19 protein-coding genes are annotated in these 15,673 nt (G+C 37.9%); 7 read left to right on the plus strand and 12 right to left on the minus strand.

Annotated elements, in window-relative coordinates:
- Window position 1: 1 nt before the first annotated feature.
- The 5 genes from rtcA to F935_RS03130 form a co-directional block, all read right to left on the minus strand.
- Window positions 2-1,063 carry an RNA 3'-terminal phosphate cyclase gene (gene rtcA / locus F935_RS03110; protein ID WP_016137565.1) on the minus strand — a complete coding sequence of 354 codons (1,062 nt, stop codon included), beginning with the start codon at window positions 1,061-1,063 and terminating at the stop codon, window positions 2-4.
- A 259-nt stretch (window positions 1,064-1,322) separates the two neighbouring features.
- A complete protein-coding gene (locus tag F935_RS03115; RefSeq protein WP_016137566.1) occupies window positions 1,323-1,781 on the minus strand; it encodes a DIP1984 family protein in 459 nt (152 codons plus the stop codon).
- Complete coding sequence (locus F935_RS03120) at window positions 1,778-2,224, minus strand: hypothetical protein (RefSeq protein WP_016137567.1); 447 nt, start codon at window positions 2,222-2,224, stop codon at window positions 1,778-1,780. The genes F935_RS03115 and F935_RS03120 overlap by 4 nt, the downstream gene beginning before the upstream one ends.
- Window positions 2,225-2,228: 4 nt before the next feature.
- Window positions 2,229-3,497 (minus strand): RtcB family protein, encoded by a 1,269-nt coding sequence (locus F935_RS03125; RefSeq protein ID WP_016137568.1) that lies wholly within the window; start codon window positions 3,495-3,497, stop codon window positions 2,229-2,231.
- Window positions 3,498-3,751: 254 nt separating this feature from the next.
- Complete coding sequence (locus F935_RS03130; RefSeq protein WP_016137569.1) at window positions 3,752-4,726, minus strand: ribonuclease Z; 975 nt, start codon at window positions 4,724-4,726, stop codon at window positions 3,752-3,754.
- A 67-nt stretch (window positions 4,727-4,793) separates the two neighbouring features.
- On the opposite strand from F935_RS03130, the gene rtcR reads away from it, so the two are divergent.
- Window positions 4,794-6,392: an RNA repair transcriptional activator RtcR gene (gene rtcR / locus F935_RS03135; protein ID WP_016137570.1), complete on the plus strand. Its 1,599-nt coding sequence runs from the start codon at window positions 4,794-4,796 to the stop codon at window positions 6,390-6,392.
- Window positions 6,393-6,452: 60 nt separating this feature from the next.
- Here the strand turns inward: rtcR and F935_RS03140 are convergent, their stop codons facing one another.
- Window positions 6,453-7,085: an alpha/beta hydrolase gene (locus tag F935_RS03140; protein ID WP_016137571.1), complete on the minus strand. Its 633-nt coding sequence runs from the start codon at window positions 7,083-7,085 to the stop codon at window positions 6,453-6,455.
- Between the two features lie 125 nt (window positions 7,086-7,210).
- Between F935_RS03140 and yaaA the strand changes: the two genes are divergently transcribed.
- Together yaaA and F935_RS03150 are read left to right on the plus strand one after the other, a co-directional pair.
- Entirely contained in the window at window positions 7,211-7,984 is a 774-nt protein-coding gene (gene yaaA / locus F935_RS03145; RefSeq protein ID WP_016137572.1) for a peroxide stress protein YaaA, read from the plus strand.
- 19 nt (window positions 7,985-8,003) lie between these two features.
- Window positions 8,004-8,633 (plus strand): HD domain-containing protein, encoded by a 630-nt coding sequence (locus F935_RS03150; protein WP_016137573.1) that lies wholly within the window; start codon window positions 8,004-8,006, stop codon window positions 8,631-8,633.
- 131 nt (window positions 8,634-8,764) lie between these two features.
- On the opposite strand, the gene F935_RS03155 is transcribed toward F935_RS03150, so the two are convergent.
- The 5 genes from F935_RS03155 to F935_RS03175 all read right to left on the minus strand — a co-directional run bounded on the left by F935_RS03155 (window position 8,765) and on the right by F935_RS03175 (window position 11,496).
- On the minus strand, window positions 8,765-9,550 hold the full coding sequence (locus F935_RS03155) for a thiazole synthase (RefSeq protein ID WP_016137574.1): 786 nt from the start codon (window positions 9,548-9,550) through the stop codon (window positions 8,765-8,767).
- A 13-nt stretch (window positions 9,551-9,563) separates the two neighbouring features.
- Complete coding sequence (gene thiS, locus F935_RS03160) at window positions 9,564-9,761, minus strand: sulfur carrier protein ThiS (protein ID WP_004791249.1); 198 nt, start codon at window positions 9,759-9,761, stop codon at window positions 9,564-9,566.
- Window positions 9,762-9,774: 13 nt separating this feature from the next.
- Window positions 9,775-10,140: a DUF423 domain-containing protein gene (locus tag F935_RS03165; RefSeq protein ID WP_016137575.1), complete on the minus strand. Its 366-nt coding sequence runs from the start codon at window positions 10,138-10,140 to the stop codon at window positions 9,775-9,777.
- Window positions 10,141-10,250: 110 nt separating this feature from the next.
- Window positions 10,251-11,117: an RNA polymerase sigma factor RpoH gene (rpoH, locus tag F935_RS03170; protein WP_016137576.1), complete on the minus strand. Its 867-nt coding sequence runs from the start codon at window positions 11,115-11,117 to the stop codon at window positions 10,251-10,253.
- A gap of 133 nt (window positions 11,118-11,250) precedes the next feature.
- Window positions 11,251-11,496, minus strand: a complete 246-nt coding sequence (locus F935_RS03175) for a sulfurtransferase TusA family protein (RefSeq protein ID WP_016137577.1) — start codon at window positions 11,494-11,496, stop codon at window positions 11,251-11,253.
- A 375-nt stretch (window positions 11,497-11,871) separates the two neighbouring features.
- Between F935_RS03175 and F935_RS03180 the strand changes: the two genes are divergently transcribed.
- Window positions 11,872-12,084, plus strand: coding sequence for a cold-shock protein (locus F935_RS03180; RefSeq protein ID WP_016137578.1), 213 nt, complete (start codon window positions 11,872-11,874; stop codon window positions 12,082-12,084).
- Between the two features lie 105 nt (window positions 12,085-12,189).
- The gene (gene rhlB / locus F935_RS03185; RefSeq protein ID WP_016137579.1) at window positions 12,190-13,341 is read left to right on the plus strand and encodes an ATP-dependent RNA helicase RhlB; all 1,152 of its coding nucleotides are present in this window, start codon (window positions 12,190-12,192) and stop codon (window positions 13,339-13,341) included.
- A 37-nt stretch (window positions 13,342-13,378) separates the two neighbouring features.
- On the opposite strand, the gene F935_RS03190 is transcribed toward rhlB, so the two are convergent.
- Window positions 13,379-13,759: a hypothetical protein gene (locus F935_RS03190; RefSeq protein ID WP_005046134.1), complete on the minus strand. Its 381-nt coding sequence runs from the start codon at window positions 13,757-13,759 to the stop codon at window positions 13,379-13,381.
- Window positions 13,760-13,968: 209 nt separating this feature from the next.
- On the opposite strand from F935_RS03190, the gene F935_RS03195 reads away from it, so the two are divergent.
- Both F935_RS03195 and F935_RS03200 read left to right on the plus strand, forming a co-directional pair.
- Entirely contained in the window at window positions 13,969-14,544 is a 576-nt protein-coding gene (locus F935_RS03195) for a nitroreductase family protein (RefSeq protein ID WP_016137580.1), read from the plus strand.
- Between the two features lie 34 nt (window positions 14,545-14,578).
- The gene (locus tag F935_RS03200) at window positions 14,579-15,652 is read left to right on the plus strand and encodes an NAD(P)H-dependent glycerol-3-phosphate dehydrogenase (RefSeq protein WP_016137581.1); all 1,074 of its coding nucleotides are present in this window, start codon (window positions 14,579-14,581) and stop codon (window positions 15,650-15,652) included.
- Window positions 15,653-15,673: the final 21 nt, after the last annotated feature.

Consider the following 15,673-nt stretch of genomic DNA (forward strand, 5'->3'; position numbering starts at 1 on the left):
CTCAACCATGAGCTTCTTGAACTTTAACCTTTACATGAAAATGATTTGGATTTAACTCGACAAATTCGATTTCACAATCAATAAATTTTTCAATCATGGCTGCTTGAGTACGAGTGTGTTCGCTAATACATTGTGCGGTGAATTCACCACCTTGACCTAAAGCTAAAGGTAGAAGCAATTGATCTGCCAAATACTCATTTACAACAGCCTGCGAAGATAAATATAGATTTACATCTTTTGCTAAATGATCAGCTATTTGCTCTGCACTTTTGCGCATCTCACCTAAAGCTGTAAACAGTTGAATGTGATATTGATGGGTAACTTTCACATAGACTGTATTGCCTTGGCTAATTCCATTTAAATGAAATTGCTGCTGAGAGCTTAAGTTTAGCTTTTTACTTAACGTGGTTAATTCACGTTGAGCAATTTGTGCTTCCTCTGAAAGGTTTAGAGTGGCTGCAAAAGCCTCCGTAGATTGCAAAGCGCCACGAGCTAATAAACTTAGTTTGTTGCGATATTGCCATGGCTGAATGATAACTTGAATTTCACCTGCACCAATTGGAAAAAAGCCTGCTTTATTTAATCTAAAATCGACGTTAATTCCAATCTTCGCTAGAGCAGGTAAAAAGCAGTGTTCAATAAAATCTGCTGTTGGTGCAAGTGGGTTATGTGTACCCCCTGAAATGGTGAGTTCACTAGCTTCATTTTGTAATAACAAAACAGGTAGAAGCGTTTGTAAAACCAGTGTTGTACTACCCGCTGAACCGATTTGAAATTGATATTTACCACTTTGAACATGCTGAGGTGCGAAATATAAACGTTGGCTATGTAATTCAGCACCCTCTACATAAGCTTGGCTAATTTGTTGAGATGCTTGTACACAAACCAAATGTTGACGCATTAAACCCGGTTTTTTACGTCCTGCACGTATATTAATTAATTCAAATGGCTGACCTGTAATCATTGAAAGGGCAATGGCAGTTCTTAAAATCTGTCCACCACCTTCACCTTGTGAACCATCAATTTGGATGGTTTTGGGCATATTTGCCAAAGCTTTATTCACTTCTGTTTTCCTTATTCTCTAATTTAATGAACATACTGTCAGTACATGGTAATGCGAAGTAACGTGTGACTTTGCTTTCGACAAAGGTTTGTTAGGTGCATAGTGCTGAGCCTGATAAGTGAATATCGATGCACGACTCACATGCTGCCATAGCCGCCTGAATTATTTTCAATCCCTCAGATCGGAGTAACGCAGGATCTTGTACTCGCCCAGTATGTCCAAACTTTGATTGTGAAAATGATTTCACAAAATCTATTGTTTAATCGATTAGATCAATTTGCCAATTAGCAGCCTGAATTTTAACGTTTAAGTCACGGAGTTTCGCACTGATATCATCCGCCTGCTTTTGTAAGCTAGAAACAGGAATGACTTTCTTCCACTTAATTTCACGTGAGCTATAACGATCAGGTTCTCGATGTGTATTGGCAATCGCATCTATTAAAATCTTATGCTGTTCAGCATAACTATCGCGCAAACTTAATAGAGACAACAATACTTTGCCATCTTCCAGTTTTGCTTGTGCATTGGTCAAATGAATACGACAAATCAATTGATTGCTTTCCTGAGTTAAAGCGAATACTTGTTTGATGAGTTCATTTGGATCTTCACTAGGTTCATCACCTTCTTGTACCAATACATTGGCATTAATTCGTTGTTTTAACGAAGCAAGCTTTTTTTGTTGATCGCTTCGAAATAAAAGTGCTTCTGCGAGTTTCATTCTTCTATCTCTATTTCATTCCAGTCAAAATTATCGGGTAGGAAATCTGAATAATGGGTTTGAGTATGCTGCATAAATTTAATAAATAAATTACTCATATAATCAGGTTTCAAATGAATTAAGGCTGTTGCAGCAATAATGATTCGACTGATTGCGGCCTCTGTAAACTCTTGCTCACTTAGCTCAGTAAATGATTGATGGCAACTTCCATGCTTTAACCAATTTCTGACTTTATTAATTTCTTTAGAAACTAGTTTTACTTGTAAGTTGTTTTTAATGGCAATATTTTCACTGACTTGATGAAATATATAACCACTTTTAATTTCACCAAAAATACCTTCCGCAGCACCAGCTAAAGTAATAGCTGGCACGAATGCGTTTTCATATAAATAGAGTTTTATTGCCCATTCAAATTGCACAATTCCAGTTTCAATTTGGTTCATTAGATCACCCTTTAACACATACCACTTGTCTTAATGTATAAACCACTTCAACCAAATCTTTTTGAGCTTCCATTACATCTTCAATCGGTTTATATGCCGATGGAATTTCATCAATAACTGCTGCATCTTTACGGCATTCTACACCTTCAGTTTGCGCAATCTGATCTTCAACAGTAAAGCGTCGTTTTGCTTCAGTACGGCTCATAACACGACCTGCACCATGCGAACATGAACAGAAAGATTCCTGATTTCCAAGCCCACGTACAATAAATGACTTCGCACCCATTGAACCTGGAATAATTCCATATTCACCTAAGCGTGCACGGACTGCACCTTTGCGGGTGACCATCACTTCTTCACCGTAGTGTTCTTCCTTTTCCACATAGTTATGGTGACAGTTCACTGCTTCCAAACGTGCTTGAAAAGGCTTTGGTACAATAGTAGCCAAGGCTTTAATCGCAGATTGCATCATGATTTCTCGGTTCTTCATCGCAAAGCGTTGAGCCCAACCTACAGCAAACCAATAATCATCAAAGTGTTCAGTGCCTTCAACCAAGTATGCTAAATCTTTATTTGGTAAGTTAATAAAATGCTTCTGCATGTCTTTACGGGCAAGTTCAATAAAATGATTACCGATAGCATTTCCTACACCACGAGAACCTGAGTGCAACATAATCCAAACATGATCATGCTCATCTAGACAGATTTCGACAAAGTGGTTTCCAGTACCTAAAGTTCCCAAATGCTTGCGGTTGTTGGTGTTTTTCAAACGTGGATGTTTTGCGCAAATGTATTCAAAATCTGCAACCAGATCGGTCCAAGCTTGATCTACCATTTCTGGTGGAGTTTCCCATGATCCGCGATCACGTCCGCGCTTAGTCATTCCATGTGGAATTAATCGTTCTAGTTCAGTACGTAGAGCATGTAAGTTATCTGGTAAATCTGAAGCAGTTAAGCTTGTACGTGTTGCCATCATTCCGCAACCAATATCTACACCCACAGCAGCAGGAATAATTGCCCCTTTAGTTGGAATCACGCTACCAATAGTTGCTCCTAAACCGAAGTGTACATCTGGCATTACAGCCATCCATTTATAAATAAAAGGCATTTGAGCAGTTTGCAATAATTGTTGTTTTGAGTTGTCATCAACAAGCACGCCTTTAGTCCACATTTTGACTGGCATACTTTTTTCATTTTGCAGAACTTGATAAGAAAGTTGTTGCTGCTTTTGTTCAAACTGAGCTTGTTGGTTAATTTCTTCAATGACAGACATTTTCTTTTCCTTTCAAAGCCTGCCTGCCAAGCGTTTGCAGGCAGGTGTTATTCATAACATCCCAATGATGTTGTGTGCTTTGTACTATTGCACTGAGTGTGCCAACTTTTTAAAAAACACTTAATTAAAATATAAGTTATTGAAAATAATATATAAAAATAATTAGGTCATCTGTTGGGCTAATCTTTATTGGAGATTTTAATGTTTTTAATATATCTCAAAATATATTTAAGTATCTTTTGAGATATATAAATTCAATCGGCTTTGTTGTTCTTATCAACTTTCAAAAGCTGTCCAGCTTCATTTAAAGTAAACTCATCAAAATCATTTGCTAAATAAAAATGACCTTTATAAAACTGGCGAACTTCTTCGGCAATAGCTTGCTGACCAGCTTTATCCTGATGTCTAGGGCTAAAATGAGTCAGAATTAAATTACCCAAAGATTGCTGCTCTGCAAATTCAGCCACCATTTTTGCTGAGCTATGCATTGGACCTTTGCCTACTTTATCTAAAACCGTTTGCAAGTAAGTTGATTCGTGAATAAGGAGTTGAGCATCTTTGCAAGCATCTGCTAATAGTTCAGGTTGGTCGTTATCACCACCTATAATTGCATGAACTTGTTGATGTTGCATTTTGATAAAGTCTTGAGCTTTTAAAGTTTGGCCCTCAAACTCAACATCATAGCCACGTTTTAAATGGCCCCAAATATCGCCTTGAGGTACGCCAAGCTGAGTTAGAGCTTGGATATCTAACTTCTTTTGAATAGATTTGATATAAATACTAAATGCAAAACTTGGAACACGATGGCTTAGTGGATGTGCTTGAGCAATGAATTCATCGGTGATTTGATATGGCTGCATTGCTTCATTCACATCAATAAATTGCAGTGAATAGGGTAAGTGTAAGTCTGTAAGTTGGGCGGTGATTTCAAACCATTGCTGAATTTCTTTCGGTGCAATCACGATTAAGGGTTTGCTACGAGCATTCATGCCTGCACTTGCTAGTAAACCAACTAGACCATAACAATGGTCGCCGTGAACGTGTGTAATACAAATGGCAACTAAGTTCTGTAGAGAAAGTCTGGCTTGCTGAATGCGGTGCTGTGTTCCTTCGCCCGCATCAATTAAAATCCAGTCTTTATTCTTGTTATTACGAACTGCTAATCCTGAAACATTACGTGTCAGAGTGGGTACACCTGAAGATGTGCCTAAAAAAGTAAAATGAAGCATATTCTTGGAATTTTTTGGTCAAATGCGTATTGTATATTATAGACACTTATAAAATTTTATAGAAATTATGGCGGATGCAAAGAAAACAGTCGTTATTGGCTTTGTCGGTTCTACGCTTGATCAGGGGAGAAAGCCCGATCGATGGCAACGTTGGCGTCCTACAATTAGTCTGTTAATGCATGAAGATTTACTTATAGATGAATTGGTGTTGTTACATGACAGGCAACATCATAATTTAGTGAAATCTATAGCATTAGATGCAAAAGAAATTTCTCCGCAAACACAGGTTTCTGGGCATAAGGTGAGTATTAGAGACCCATGGGATTTTGCTGAAGTTTATGGTGCACTTTATGACTTTGTAAAAACCTATCAGTTTGATGTTGAAAAAAATAACTATTTATTGCATATCACAACCGGGACACATGTTGCTCAAATTTGCTGGTATTTATTGGTCGATGCCCATTATTTACCAGCTCAATTGATTCAAAGTTCACCTAATCAGCAAAAGACCTCAGAAGGTGAGTATAGAGTTATTGATCTGGACTTGTCTCGATACGATGCTTTAAAACAACGATTCGATGATGAGCAAAAGCAAAATTGGCAACAGCTTAAGGCAAATATTTCTACTCATAATAAAGCGTTTAATCAGCTTATTGAGGAGGTTGAGTTAGTTGCAACCCGCTCTAGTGCGCCTATTTTGATTATGGGGGCAACAGGTGTTGGAAAGTCTCATTTGGCAAAACAGATTTTTCAGTTAAAGAAAGATAAATTCCAGTTAAGTGGTCGCTTTATCGATGTTAACTGTGCGACCTTACGCGGCGATAGTGCTATGTCGACCTTATTTGGTCATATAAAAGGTGCATTTACAGGAGCCGCAGCTTCTCGTGCTGGTTTATTAAAAAGTGCTGACCAAGGTATTTTGTTTTTAGATGAAATTGGTGAGTTAGGGCTTGATGAACAAGCAATGCTGCTAAAAGCACTAGAGGATAAAAGCTTTTTTCCTGTTGGGAGTGATAAGGAAATTCAGGCCGATTTTCAGCTAATTGCTGGTACTAATCGTGATTTGCGTAATGAGATTCAAGCTGGCCGTTTTCGTGAAGATTTATGGGCTCGTTTGAATACGTGGACATTCTTTTTACCCAATTTAAAAGACCGTGTAGAAGATATTGCGCCCAACATTCAGTTTGAGCTACAGCGCTTTGCAGCAATTCATCAGAGACAATTACGTTTTCAACGCGATGCTTTAGAAATGTATTTGAAATTTGCTAAATCAGCAGATGCAACTTGGCAAGGTAATTTCAGAGATTTGGCAGCAAGCGTAACTCGTTTGGCAACTTTGTCTCAAGGTGAATTAATTCGAAGTGAAACAGTAGAAAGAGAAGTTGAACGCTTAAAACAACTTTGGCTCATTCAGACAGCATCTTACAAAGAGGGAAATGTAGATATTCTACTTAATTATCTGAGTTCTGAGCAGTTAGAACAAATAGATGAGTTTGATCAGATTCAATTACGTGGCGTGCTTAAAGTTTGTGAAAACTCAAAATCAATGGCAGAGGCAGGAAGGCAGCTCTTTTCAGTGTCTCGTCAACAACGTAATACAACGAACGATAGCGATCGAGTGAAAAAATATTTGGCCCGTTTTGGATTAAGCTGGAGTGATTTTTAGGAGTTATAGTGCTCATAATATGATGGACATAGACTCAATCTATGCCCATCAAATTACAGTTTATTTCATGATAATAAAGCGTGTAATGATTTGACGAAGCTGTTTTAAATAGCCTGTAAAGAAGTGATTGGCGCCTGGTAAAATCGTAATTGGATGCTTCTGTGGTTTTGCCCATGCAATTGCATCTGAGAGTAAGGTAATGTCATCTTGCTCACCATGAATGAGTAGAATATCACCTTGAATTTCAGGAGTTTTATAATGGCGCAAGCCCACTACAGTAGCCGTTGGTAAACCACATAAAATTAACTGTACAGGTCGTAATTCAGGATTAAGCTGTGCAAAGCATTTTGCCATAACATGTGAACCGAAACTAAAGCCACCTGCATAGAACGGTAGACCTTCGTGAAGCTTACGAACATGTTCAATTACAGCTAAAATATCTTCAGTCTCACCATGGCCTTCATCATGAATACCTTCACTGCCGCCTAACCCACGGAAGCTAGGACGGTAAACAATGCAACCATATTCATTAAAGATTTGGGTTAACAGGACAGGGACTTTATGTTGAGGGGTTCCACCTTGCAATGGATGCGGATGACAAACTACCGCAAAGCCTTTGATTTCACCTTCAGGGCGGTCAACGAAAAGTTCAATTTTACCTACTGGACCCTGGATGAAAGTTTGCTCAGACATATAAGAACCGCTAAATAACAATACGTGATGCTATTTTACCGATAGTCGTCATTGAAAACACGAGTTAGCATTAAAAAATATCTACTGTTATAGTTGGTATTAAGAATAATTTTTTCAGGTTGTCTATGCTTGCTTTAATTTCTCCTGCAAAAACTTTGGATTATGAAACAGCGTTACCTACAGATGAGTTTACTCAACCTCGCTTGTTAGAACACTCAGCACAATTAATTGATGTTAGCCGTAAACTTTCTGCTTCGGAAATTGCGAGCTTAATGAGTGTCAGTGAAAAAATTGCCACACTAAATGTAGACCGATTTAGAGATTGGAAGCCCGAATTTGATTTTTCAAATGCTCGTCAGGCAATTTATGCATTTAAAGGTGACGTATATACGGGTTTAGATGCTTATCATTTAAAAGACAAAGATATTGATTTTGCACAGCAGCATTTACGTATGCTATCTGGCTTATATGGTTTATTGCGTCCTTTAGATTTAATGATGCCTTATCGTCTTGAGATGGGTACTAAATTAAAAAATTTACGTGGCCATAATTTGTATGAGTTCTGGGGTGAAATTATCACGAACCAGATCAATGAAGACTTGGCAGCAATTAAAGCTGAATTACTTGTAAACCTAGCTTCAGATGAGTATTACAAATCGGTCAATGAGAAAAAAATTAAGGCTGAAATTGTTAAGCCTGTTTTTCTTGATCAGAAAAATGGCAAATATAAAGTCATTAGTTTCTATGCGAAAAAAGCGCGTGGTTTAATGGCTCGTTTTGTGATTGAAAACCAATTGAATAAAGCTGAGGATATTAAAGCGTTTAATACCGATGGATACTACTTTGATGCTGAGAATTCATCAGCAAAAGAGTTGGTATTTAAACGCGATGAGCAATAATCCTAAGCGCGGTTAAGATATGATGATGCAGCTTTATTTATCAAAATTGGAACATGTTTGGTTTGAGCTGCATCAGCATTATCGCTTTTCTGAGCCGCAAAATTTTTTAAATATACTCATCGCTGCTTATAGTGAAAAGCAGCGGGCTTATCATACCGTTCAACATATATATGAATGCTTAAATCTGCTTGAGTCAATTCGATCAGAATTAAATGATCCTTATGCCGTGGCATTGGCACTTTGGTTTCATGATGTTATCTATGACCCACAAGCTAAAGACAATGAGTTGAAAAGTGCTGAGTTATTTGAACAATGTATGGCTCAAGATTTACCAGTAAATACAGTTCAGAAAATAAAGCGTTGGATTCTTGCTACTCAAAAGCATATATCAACCGATGAAACGGATTTACAGTTTTTATTGGACATAGATTTAGCTATTTTGGCAGCGGCCCCAGAGCGTTTTATGCAATATGAACAGCAGATTCAGCAGGAATATGCGTGGGTTAATCCAGAAGTATATTTAATTAAAAGAAAAGAAGTTTTAGCGCATTTTTATCAGTCTGAGCCACTTTATCAAACTACATATTTCCAAAAGAATTTTGAGCTAAATGCCAAGCAAAATTTAAAGAGCACATTAGGTTTAGCCTAAGCTAAATATAACAATTTAGATCTGTCGATTAAAATAAAGTGATATAGATTTCTAGTCTTTTTTGAAAAGTGAAATGGTTACATGAGAGAAGAGAGGAACCACTGAAAAAGCAGTGATTCCTTAGAAATAAATTATTTAAAGAAATAACCTGTTTCTGGTGAGCTTGCATTTGCCATACGCTTACGTGGCATGCGACCCGCTAAAAATGCTTCACGTCCAGCTTCAACAGCTTTTTTCATTGCAGAAGCCATCAAAATAGGGTTTTGAGCAGCTGCAATTGCTGTATTCATCAGCACGCCGTCACAACCAAGCTCCATAGCAATAGCTGCATCACTTGCTGTACCAACGCCTGCATCTACCAAAACGGGTACTTTTGCATTTTCTTTAATAATTGAAATAGTGTGCGGGTTTAAGATACCTAAACCTGAACCAATTAGACTACCTAAAGGCATGATGGCTACACAGCCCATACTTTCAAGTTCTTGCGCAATGATCGGGTCATCAGATGTGTAGACCATAATCTCAAAACCGTCATCAATTAAAGTACGAGCCGCTTTTAAAGTCTCAGTTACATTTGGATATAAGGTTTTTTCGTCGCCCAAAACTTCAAGTTTTACCAAGTTATGACCGTCTAGAAGTTCACGTGCTAACATGCAAGTACGCACTGCGCTGTCAGCATCAAAACAACCTGCGGTATTTGGCAAAATTGTATATTTTTCTGGTGGAATAACTGAGAGTAAATTCGGTTGACCTGGATTTTGTCCAATATTCACACGGCGGATTGCGACAGTTACGATTTCTGCACCACTCGCTTGAATGGCTAAATCTGTTTCATTTAAGTCTTTATATTTGCCAGTTCCTACCAATAAACGAGATTGAAAAGAACGTGAACCAATAATGAGAGGGGTGTCTTGCATGGATAACTCCGACTTAGCCGCCGCCAACAGCGTGAATAATTTCGATACGGTCATGTTGAGCAATAGTGATTTGCTCTAATTTGCTTTTAGAAACAATTTGCTGATTGTGTTCGACAGCAAATCGTTTTCCTTCAAGTGCCATTTCCTGAATGAGTTGCAACAGGTTTTGACAAGGCGTGTCCGTTAATTCGCCATTTAAATAAATTTGCATGATCACATTCCAATTATTTTGCGTATTTGAGGGCATTCCAAGCCAAAACGAGCCATCCAGCTATCATGAATGCTCCACCAATTGGGGTAATTGCCCCTAAAATTCGCGGTAATCCAAGCGCCATGATATAGAGTGAACCACAGAAGAATAAAATACCGATCTGAATCAATATGAATGGCAATTTAATGGGGAACGTAATGATGACTTTGCTTAAAATACCAAGTGCTAGAAGACCTAAAGCATGGTAGAAAAAATAGTCGGTTGCAGTATGCCACCAAACAAGTTGCTCAGGACTCGCATGAGCTTTAAGACCATGTGCTCCAAAAGCACCCAACATGACTGCAAAGGCAAGATTAAGGGCTGAAATGGCAATCCACATAACAAAAAACGCAAATGAATAATGAAGGGCAACGTTATCATAGATTGGGTTGGCTAAACATAGCCAGATAAAACAAAAGGGCTAATCGCCCTTTTATTTTTAAACTTATTTTAGCTTGCAGACATGGCAATTTTAATTTTTTCCATTGCATTCTTTTCAAGCTGGCGAATACGTTCTGCTGATACATTATATTCGGCTGCTAACTCGTGGAGAGTAGACTTATCATCATCTAACCAACGACGTTGTAAAATATTACGCGAACGGTCATCTAACTGATCCATTGCATCATGTAAAGCAGATGTAGTTTGCTCTTCCCAGTCTTCATTTTCAACTAAACGAGCTGGATCATAGCGGTTATCTTCAAGAAACAATGCAGGTGCAGTATGTGGGGTGTCATCATCGTCATCGCCTTGAGCATCGAAAGCAGCATCATAAGCGGTTAAACGACCTTCCATCTCCAGAACTTGTTCTGCAGTAACATTTAAGTCATTCGCAATCGATTGAGCTTCTTCGAGCGTTAATTTTTTACTCGATTTTTTTAAACTACGTAAATTGAAAAATAATTTACGCTGTGCTTTGGTCGTTGCAATTTTGACAATACGCCAGTTACGAATAACGTATTCGTGAATTTCTGCCTTAATCCAGTGGACGGCAAAAGATACAAGACGCACGCCCATATTTGGGTCGAAACGCTTCACGGCTTTCATTAAGCCTAAATTACCTTCTTGAATAAGGTCGCCTTGTGGTAGGCCATAACCTGCATAGCTGCGCGCAATGTGAACGACGAAACGTAAATGCGACATTACCAGCATTTTTGCGGCATCAAGATCTTGGTCATAATAATAACGTTCAGCAAGTTCTTTTTCTTGCTCGGCCGTTAAAATAGGAATCTGATTGACAGTACTGATATATGCACCAAGGTTTACACCGGGCGCAGACAATGACAGGGGCATCAATTGATTGCTGCTGTCACTCATGATTTCTCCTTGTAGGATCGGATGGGATAACCAATAAATTCATCTTAATTTGAATCAGCTTCATAATTAAGGAAAATTGGGTAGAGAAATGTAAAATTTTATGCAATTTCTAATCTTTTAGTTTATCAAAGAATCATTGAGTTTCAATTAAATAGTGAAATTCTCTTTCGGATATCTGTGTTGTCTGACACATAAAATGATGTAAACCACAGTAACGAGTTACATCTATTTCACTATGTGGGTCAGAAGATTTTAATAAAAATAGCTGTTTACCCGATACTTTTTTGAGTTCGCGTTTTAGCATTAATAAAGGCATTGGACACGGTTGGCCCAAGGCATTAATTTCAATAAGTGCTGTAGTAGAAGAAATGTTGGTCATTCATCATCAAAACAACTAAAAAGATTATTCTAACAAATTTTTTTATAAACGCTGCACATTTTATAAAAGAAGAAACAAGCAATTACCTATAAGAAATATTGTAATAAGCTGTTTAAAAAAAGGACTAAAAATAGGGAGAATAATTGAAAAAAATTCTATTAATTGTCATAAACCCATGGTAAGCTCGAACCGTTTTAGGATTTACCGCACACTTAAATTGGTTTAAAAATCTTATAACAAATGGATGTAACCGGAAATTGTTGATAGTTTTACAGAATGATTACAAGCTTTAAGATTATAAATATTTTAAACACTTGTTTGCTCTGCTGTTTGCAACACCGGAAGGTCCTTTTTTCAACATCTGAGGATTGACTTATGACAGCTCGCGAACAAGGCGTAGTAAAGTGGTTTAACGACACTAAAGGTTTTGGCTTTATTCAACGTAACGGCGGTGATGACGTATTCGTTCATTTCCGTGCAATCGCTGGTGACGGCCACCGTTCTTTACGTGACGGCCAACGCGTAGAATTTAGTGTAGTACAAGGTCAAAAAGGTTTTCAAGCTGAAAACGTTCAGCCTTTAGACTAATTCATCATTTTTTGATGAATCATGGACGCTCCAATTTTTGAATTGGGGCGTTTTTGTTTATAATGATCTTCTCACTAGAGAGATTGTTTGTTAGAGCACGTATTTATGACATCTGGTTTTGAAACCTTGAATTTACATCCGCAACTTAAAAAGGCGATTGATGCTTTAGGGTTTAAGCAAATGACCCCGATTCAGCAAAAGGTTTTAAAATATACGTTGGGCGGGCATGATGCAATTGGTAGAGCACAAACAGGAACAGGTAAAACTGCTGCTTTCCTGATTAGTGTGATGAATGACTTATTACATAACCCGATTCAAGAGCAGCGTTTTCGTGGTGAGCCACGTGCCCTGATTTTGGCGCCTACTCGTGAATTGGCATTGCAAATTGAAAGCGATGCGAAGTTACTCACAAAATTTTCAGATTTACACATCGTGACACTCTTAGGTGGCGTAGATTTTGATAAGCAAAAGAAACAGCTAGATGCTAATTTTGTTGATATCATAGTTGCCACTCCTGGGCGTCTAATTGATTTTGTAGAACAAAAAGAAGTTTGGCTCGATCAAATTGAATTCCTAGTCATTGATGAAGCTGACCGCTTATTGGACATGGGTTTTATTCCTTCTGTAAAACGTATTGTGCGTTATTCCCCGCGTAAGGAAGAACGTCAGACCCTCATGTTCTCGGCTACTTTTAGTTATGATGTGCTTAATTTGGCGAGACAATGGTTGTTTGAGCCAATCACTGTTGAAATTGAACCTGAGCAAAAAACCAATAACGATGTTGAGCAACGCGTTTATGTCGTGGCTAAACAAGATAAATATCGTTTGCTACAAGATATTTTGCGTGAAGAACCAATCGATAAAGTCATGATTTTTGCTAATCGACGAGATCAAGTACGCCGTCTTTATGATCATTTAAAGAGAGATGGGTATCGGGTCGGGATGCTTTCAGGTGAAATTGCCCAAGATAAGCGTTTAAAAATGTTAGACCAGTTTAAGCAGGGTAAAAATAATATCATGATCGCAACTGATGTTGCAGGCCGTGGTATTCATGTTGATGGCGTATCTCATGTGATCAACTATACTTTACCTGAGCAATCAGACGATTATGTTCACCGCATTGGTCGTACAGGTCGTGCTGGGTCACAAGGTATAAGTATTAGTTTTCTTTCAGAAGATGATGCTTTTTACTTGCCAGAAATTGAAAAAGCAATTGGTAAGAAATTGCCATTAACCCGATTAGATGGTTATTGCTAATAAAAAAATCCCAATCATTTGATTGGGATTTTTTTGATTAATTAATTTTACAATAGAAAGTAAGTGTTGTTTGATAATCATCGTCTTTTGCTAGAGATGCATTTTTACCAGTCAAGGTACCAATCACACCAGCAGCAGCTTCAACCATTTGACCTGTTTTCTCGCTTACTACATCTTTTAATACGCCGTTGTAAGTTGTTTTTTCATCTACAACAACGGGTGTAGTATTTTTTGAACAAGTTTTTTGAGCGGCAGTAATCGCATTATTTTTTGCAATTAGATTTGTTTTACCAATGCCTGTAACTTCAAATTGATTATTTTCTTTTTGAACAGCCAATGTGTTTTTAGGGGTGGTGGCACAAGCACCTAGTAATAAAACAACACTACTTAATGCGCTCGCTAAAATTATTTTTTTCATATTTCACCTAATATCGTTAATCGTCAAAAGATCTCACTATTTGAACACAAGTTTTCTAATTGATTTTGAAGACGTTGTATAAGTTTTGATGTTTTGTCTTAGAAAAATGTCAAAGCGTGAACTCGTTATTTTTATGTTCTAGATACAATGGTGGATTATCTGTAGATTATGCTAATCTATTTTGAATTTTTTGAGTTAGATCAATATTAATGACGGATTCAGCAACACAGATAATTCATCAAAATATTCACCAACGTCAATCTATTGGTCAATTGATTGAGCCTGCACCAAATGCAGATCAATTAGAGTTGGCTTTTCAAGCTGCTTTAACTGCTCCTGACCATCATAGACTTAAACCAACACGTTTTGTCGTTATCGAAGCTGAAAAACGTGCTGCATTTGGTGAGGTTTTAGCAAAAGCATTGGCCGATTTGGGTGAAACTGACTCAGCACAACTTGAGCGGGTTAAGCAACATCCTTTCCGTGCACCTTTACTCATTTTAGCGCTTACGCAATTGCAAGATCATCCTAAGGTTCCGCATTTTGAACAGATTTTAAGTACTGGGGCTGCCGTACAAAATCTTTTATTGTCTTTGCAAGTTCAAGGTTTTTCGACGATGTGGCGTAGTGGTGCTGTTGTCGAGTCAAATTGGTTAAAACAGCATTTAGGATTGCAACCACATGATTTAATTTCAGGTATTATTTATGTGGGCACGGCAGCTAAAGCAATTGCACCACGTGCAGATATTGAAAGTAAAGAATTCGTAAAAGTTTGGCAGGCATAAAAGTCTGTAGAAGTAAGAAATAGGATAATAAAGCATGACTGAATTTAAGTTTACAGATTTAGTGGAACCTGTTGCGGTCGATAAAAAAACGGCATTACGTATTACTGTTTTAGGTGGAGGCAGTTTTGGTACAGCTATGGCGAATTTAGCTGCACGTAATGGTTGTGACACCATGATCTGGATTCGTGATGCTGATACAGCAGAAGAAATCAATAAAACGCATATTAATAAACGTTATTTGCCAGACTTTGTTTTAGAGCCATCATTACGCGCTGTGTGTGATCTAGAACAAGCAGTGTGTGATCGAGATATTATTTTGGTGGCTATTCCTAGTCATTCATTTCGTGATGTATTAAAACAAATCGCTCCTTATATTACTGCACAGGCGGTTGTTTCTTTAACGAAGGGTGTCGAGGCTAAAACTTTTAGCTTCATGAGCGATATTATTCGTGAAGAATTGCCAGAAGTTCCTTATGGAGTGTTATCTGGCCCAAATCTCGCTAAGGAGATTATGGCGGGTATGCCATCTGGTACTGTTATTGCCAGTGATTCTGAACTCGTTCGTTATGCTGTACAGCATGCTCTGCATAGTGCTTTATTCCGAGTTTTTGGTAGTGATGATGTGCATGGTGTTGAACTGGGTGGGGCACTTAAAAATATTTACGCCGTTGCAATGGGAATTGGAGCTGCTTACAAGATTGGTGAAAACACCAAGAGTATGATTTTAACGCGTGCTTTGGCTGAAATGAGCCGTTTTGCAGTCAAACAAGGTGCAAACCCATTAACGTTCTTAGGTTTATCTGGTGTTGGTGATTTATTTGCAACCTGTAATAGCCCTTTAAGCCGTAATTATCAAATTGGTTATGCTTTGGGTTCAGGTAAAACACTTGACCAAGCGAGTAAAGAATTGGGGCAAACCGCGGAAGGAATTAATACGATTGTTCAGGTGCGTGGTAAAGCAGAAGAACTAGACGTATATATGCCTATTACCAATGCTTTATATGAAGTTATCTTTGAGGGGGCACCTCCTTTAAATATTGCCTTATCTCTGATGAAAAATGGACACCGTAGTGATGTTGAGTTTGTTTTACCTCATCATGAAGTCTGAAGAATAAATGTCATAAATTAC

It is taken from the genome of Acinetobacter calcoaceticus ANC 3811, from assembly GCF_000399665.1.
In the GTDB taxonomy this organism is placed as follows: Bacteria; Pseudomonadota; Gammaproteobacteria; order Pseudomonadales; family Moraxellaceae; genus Acinetobacter; species Acinetobacter calcoaceticus_B.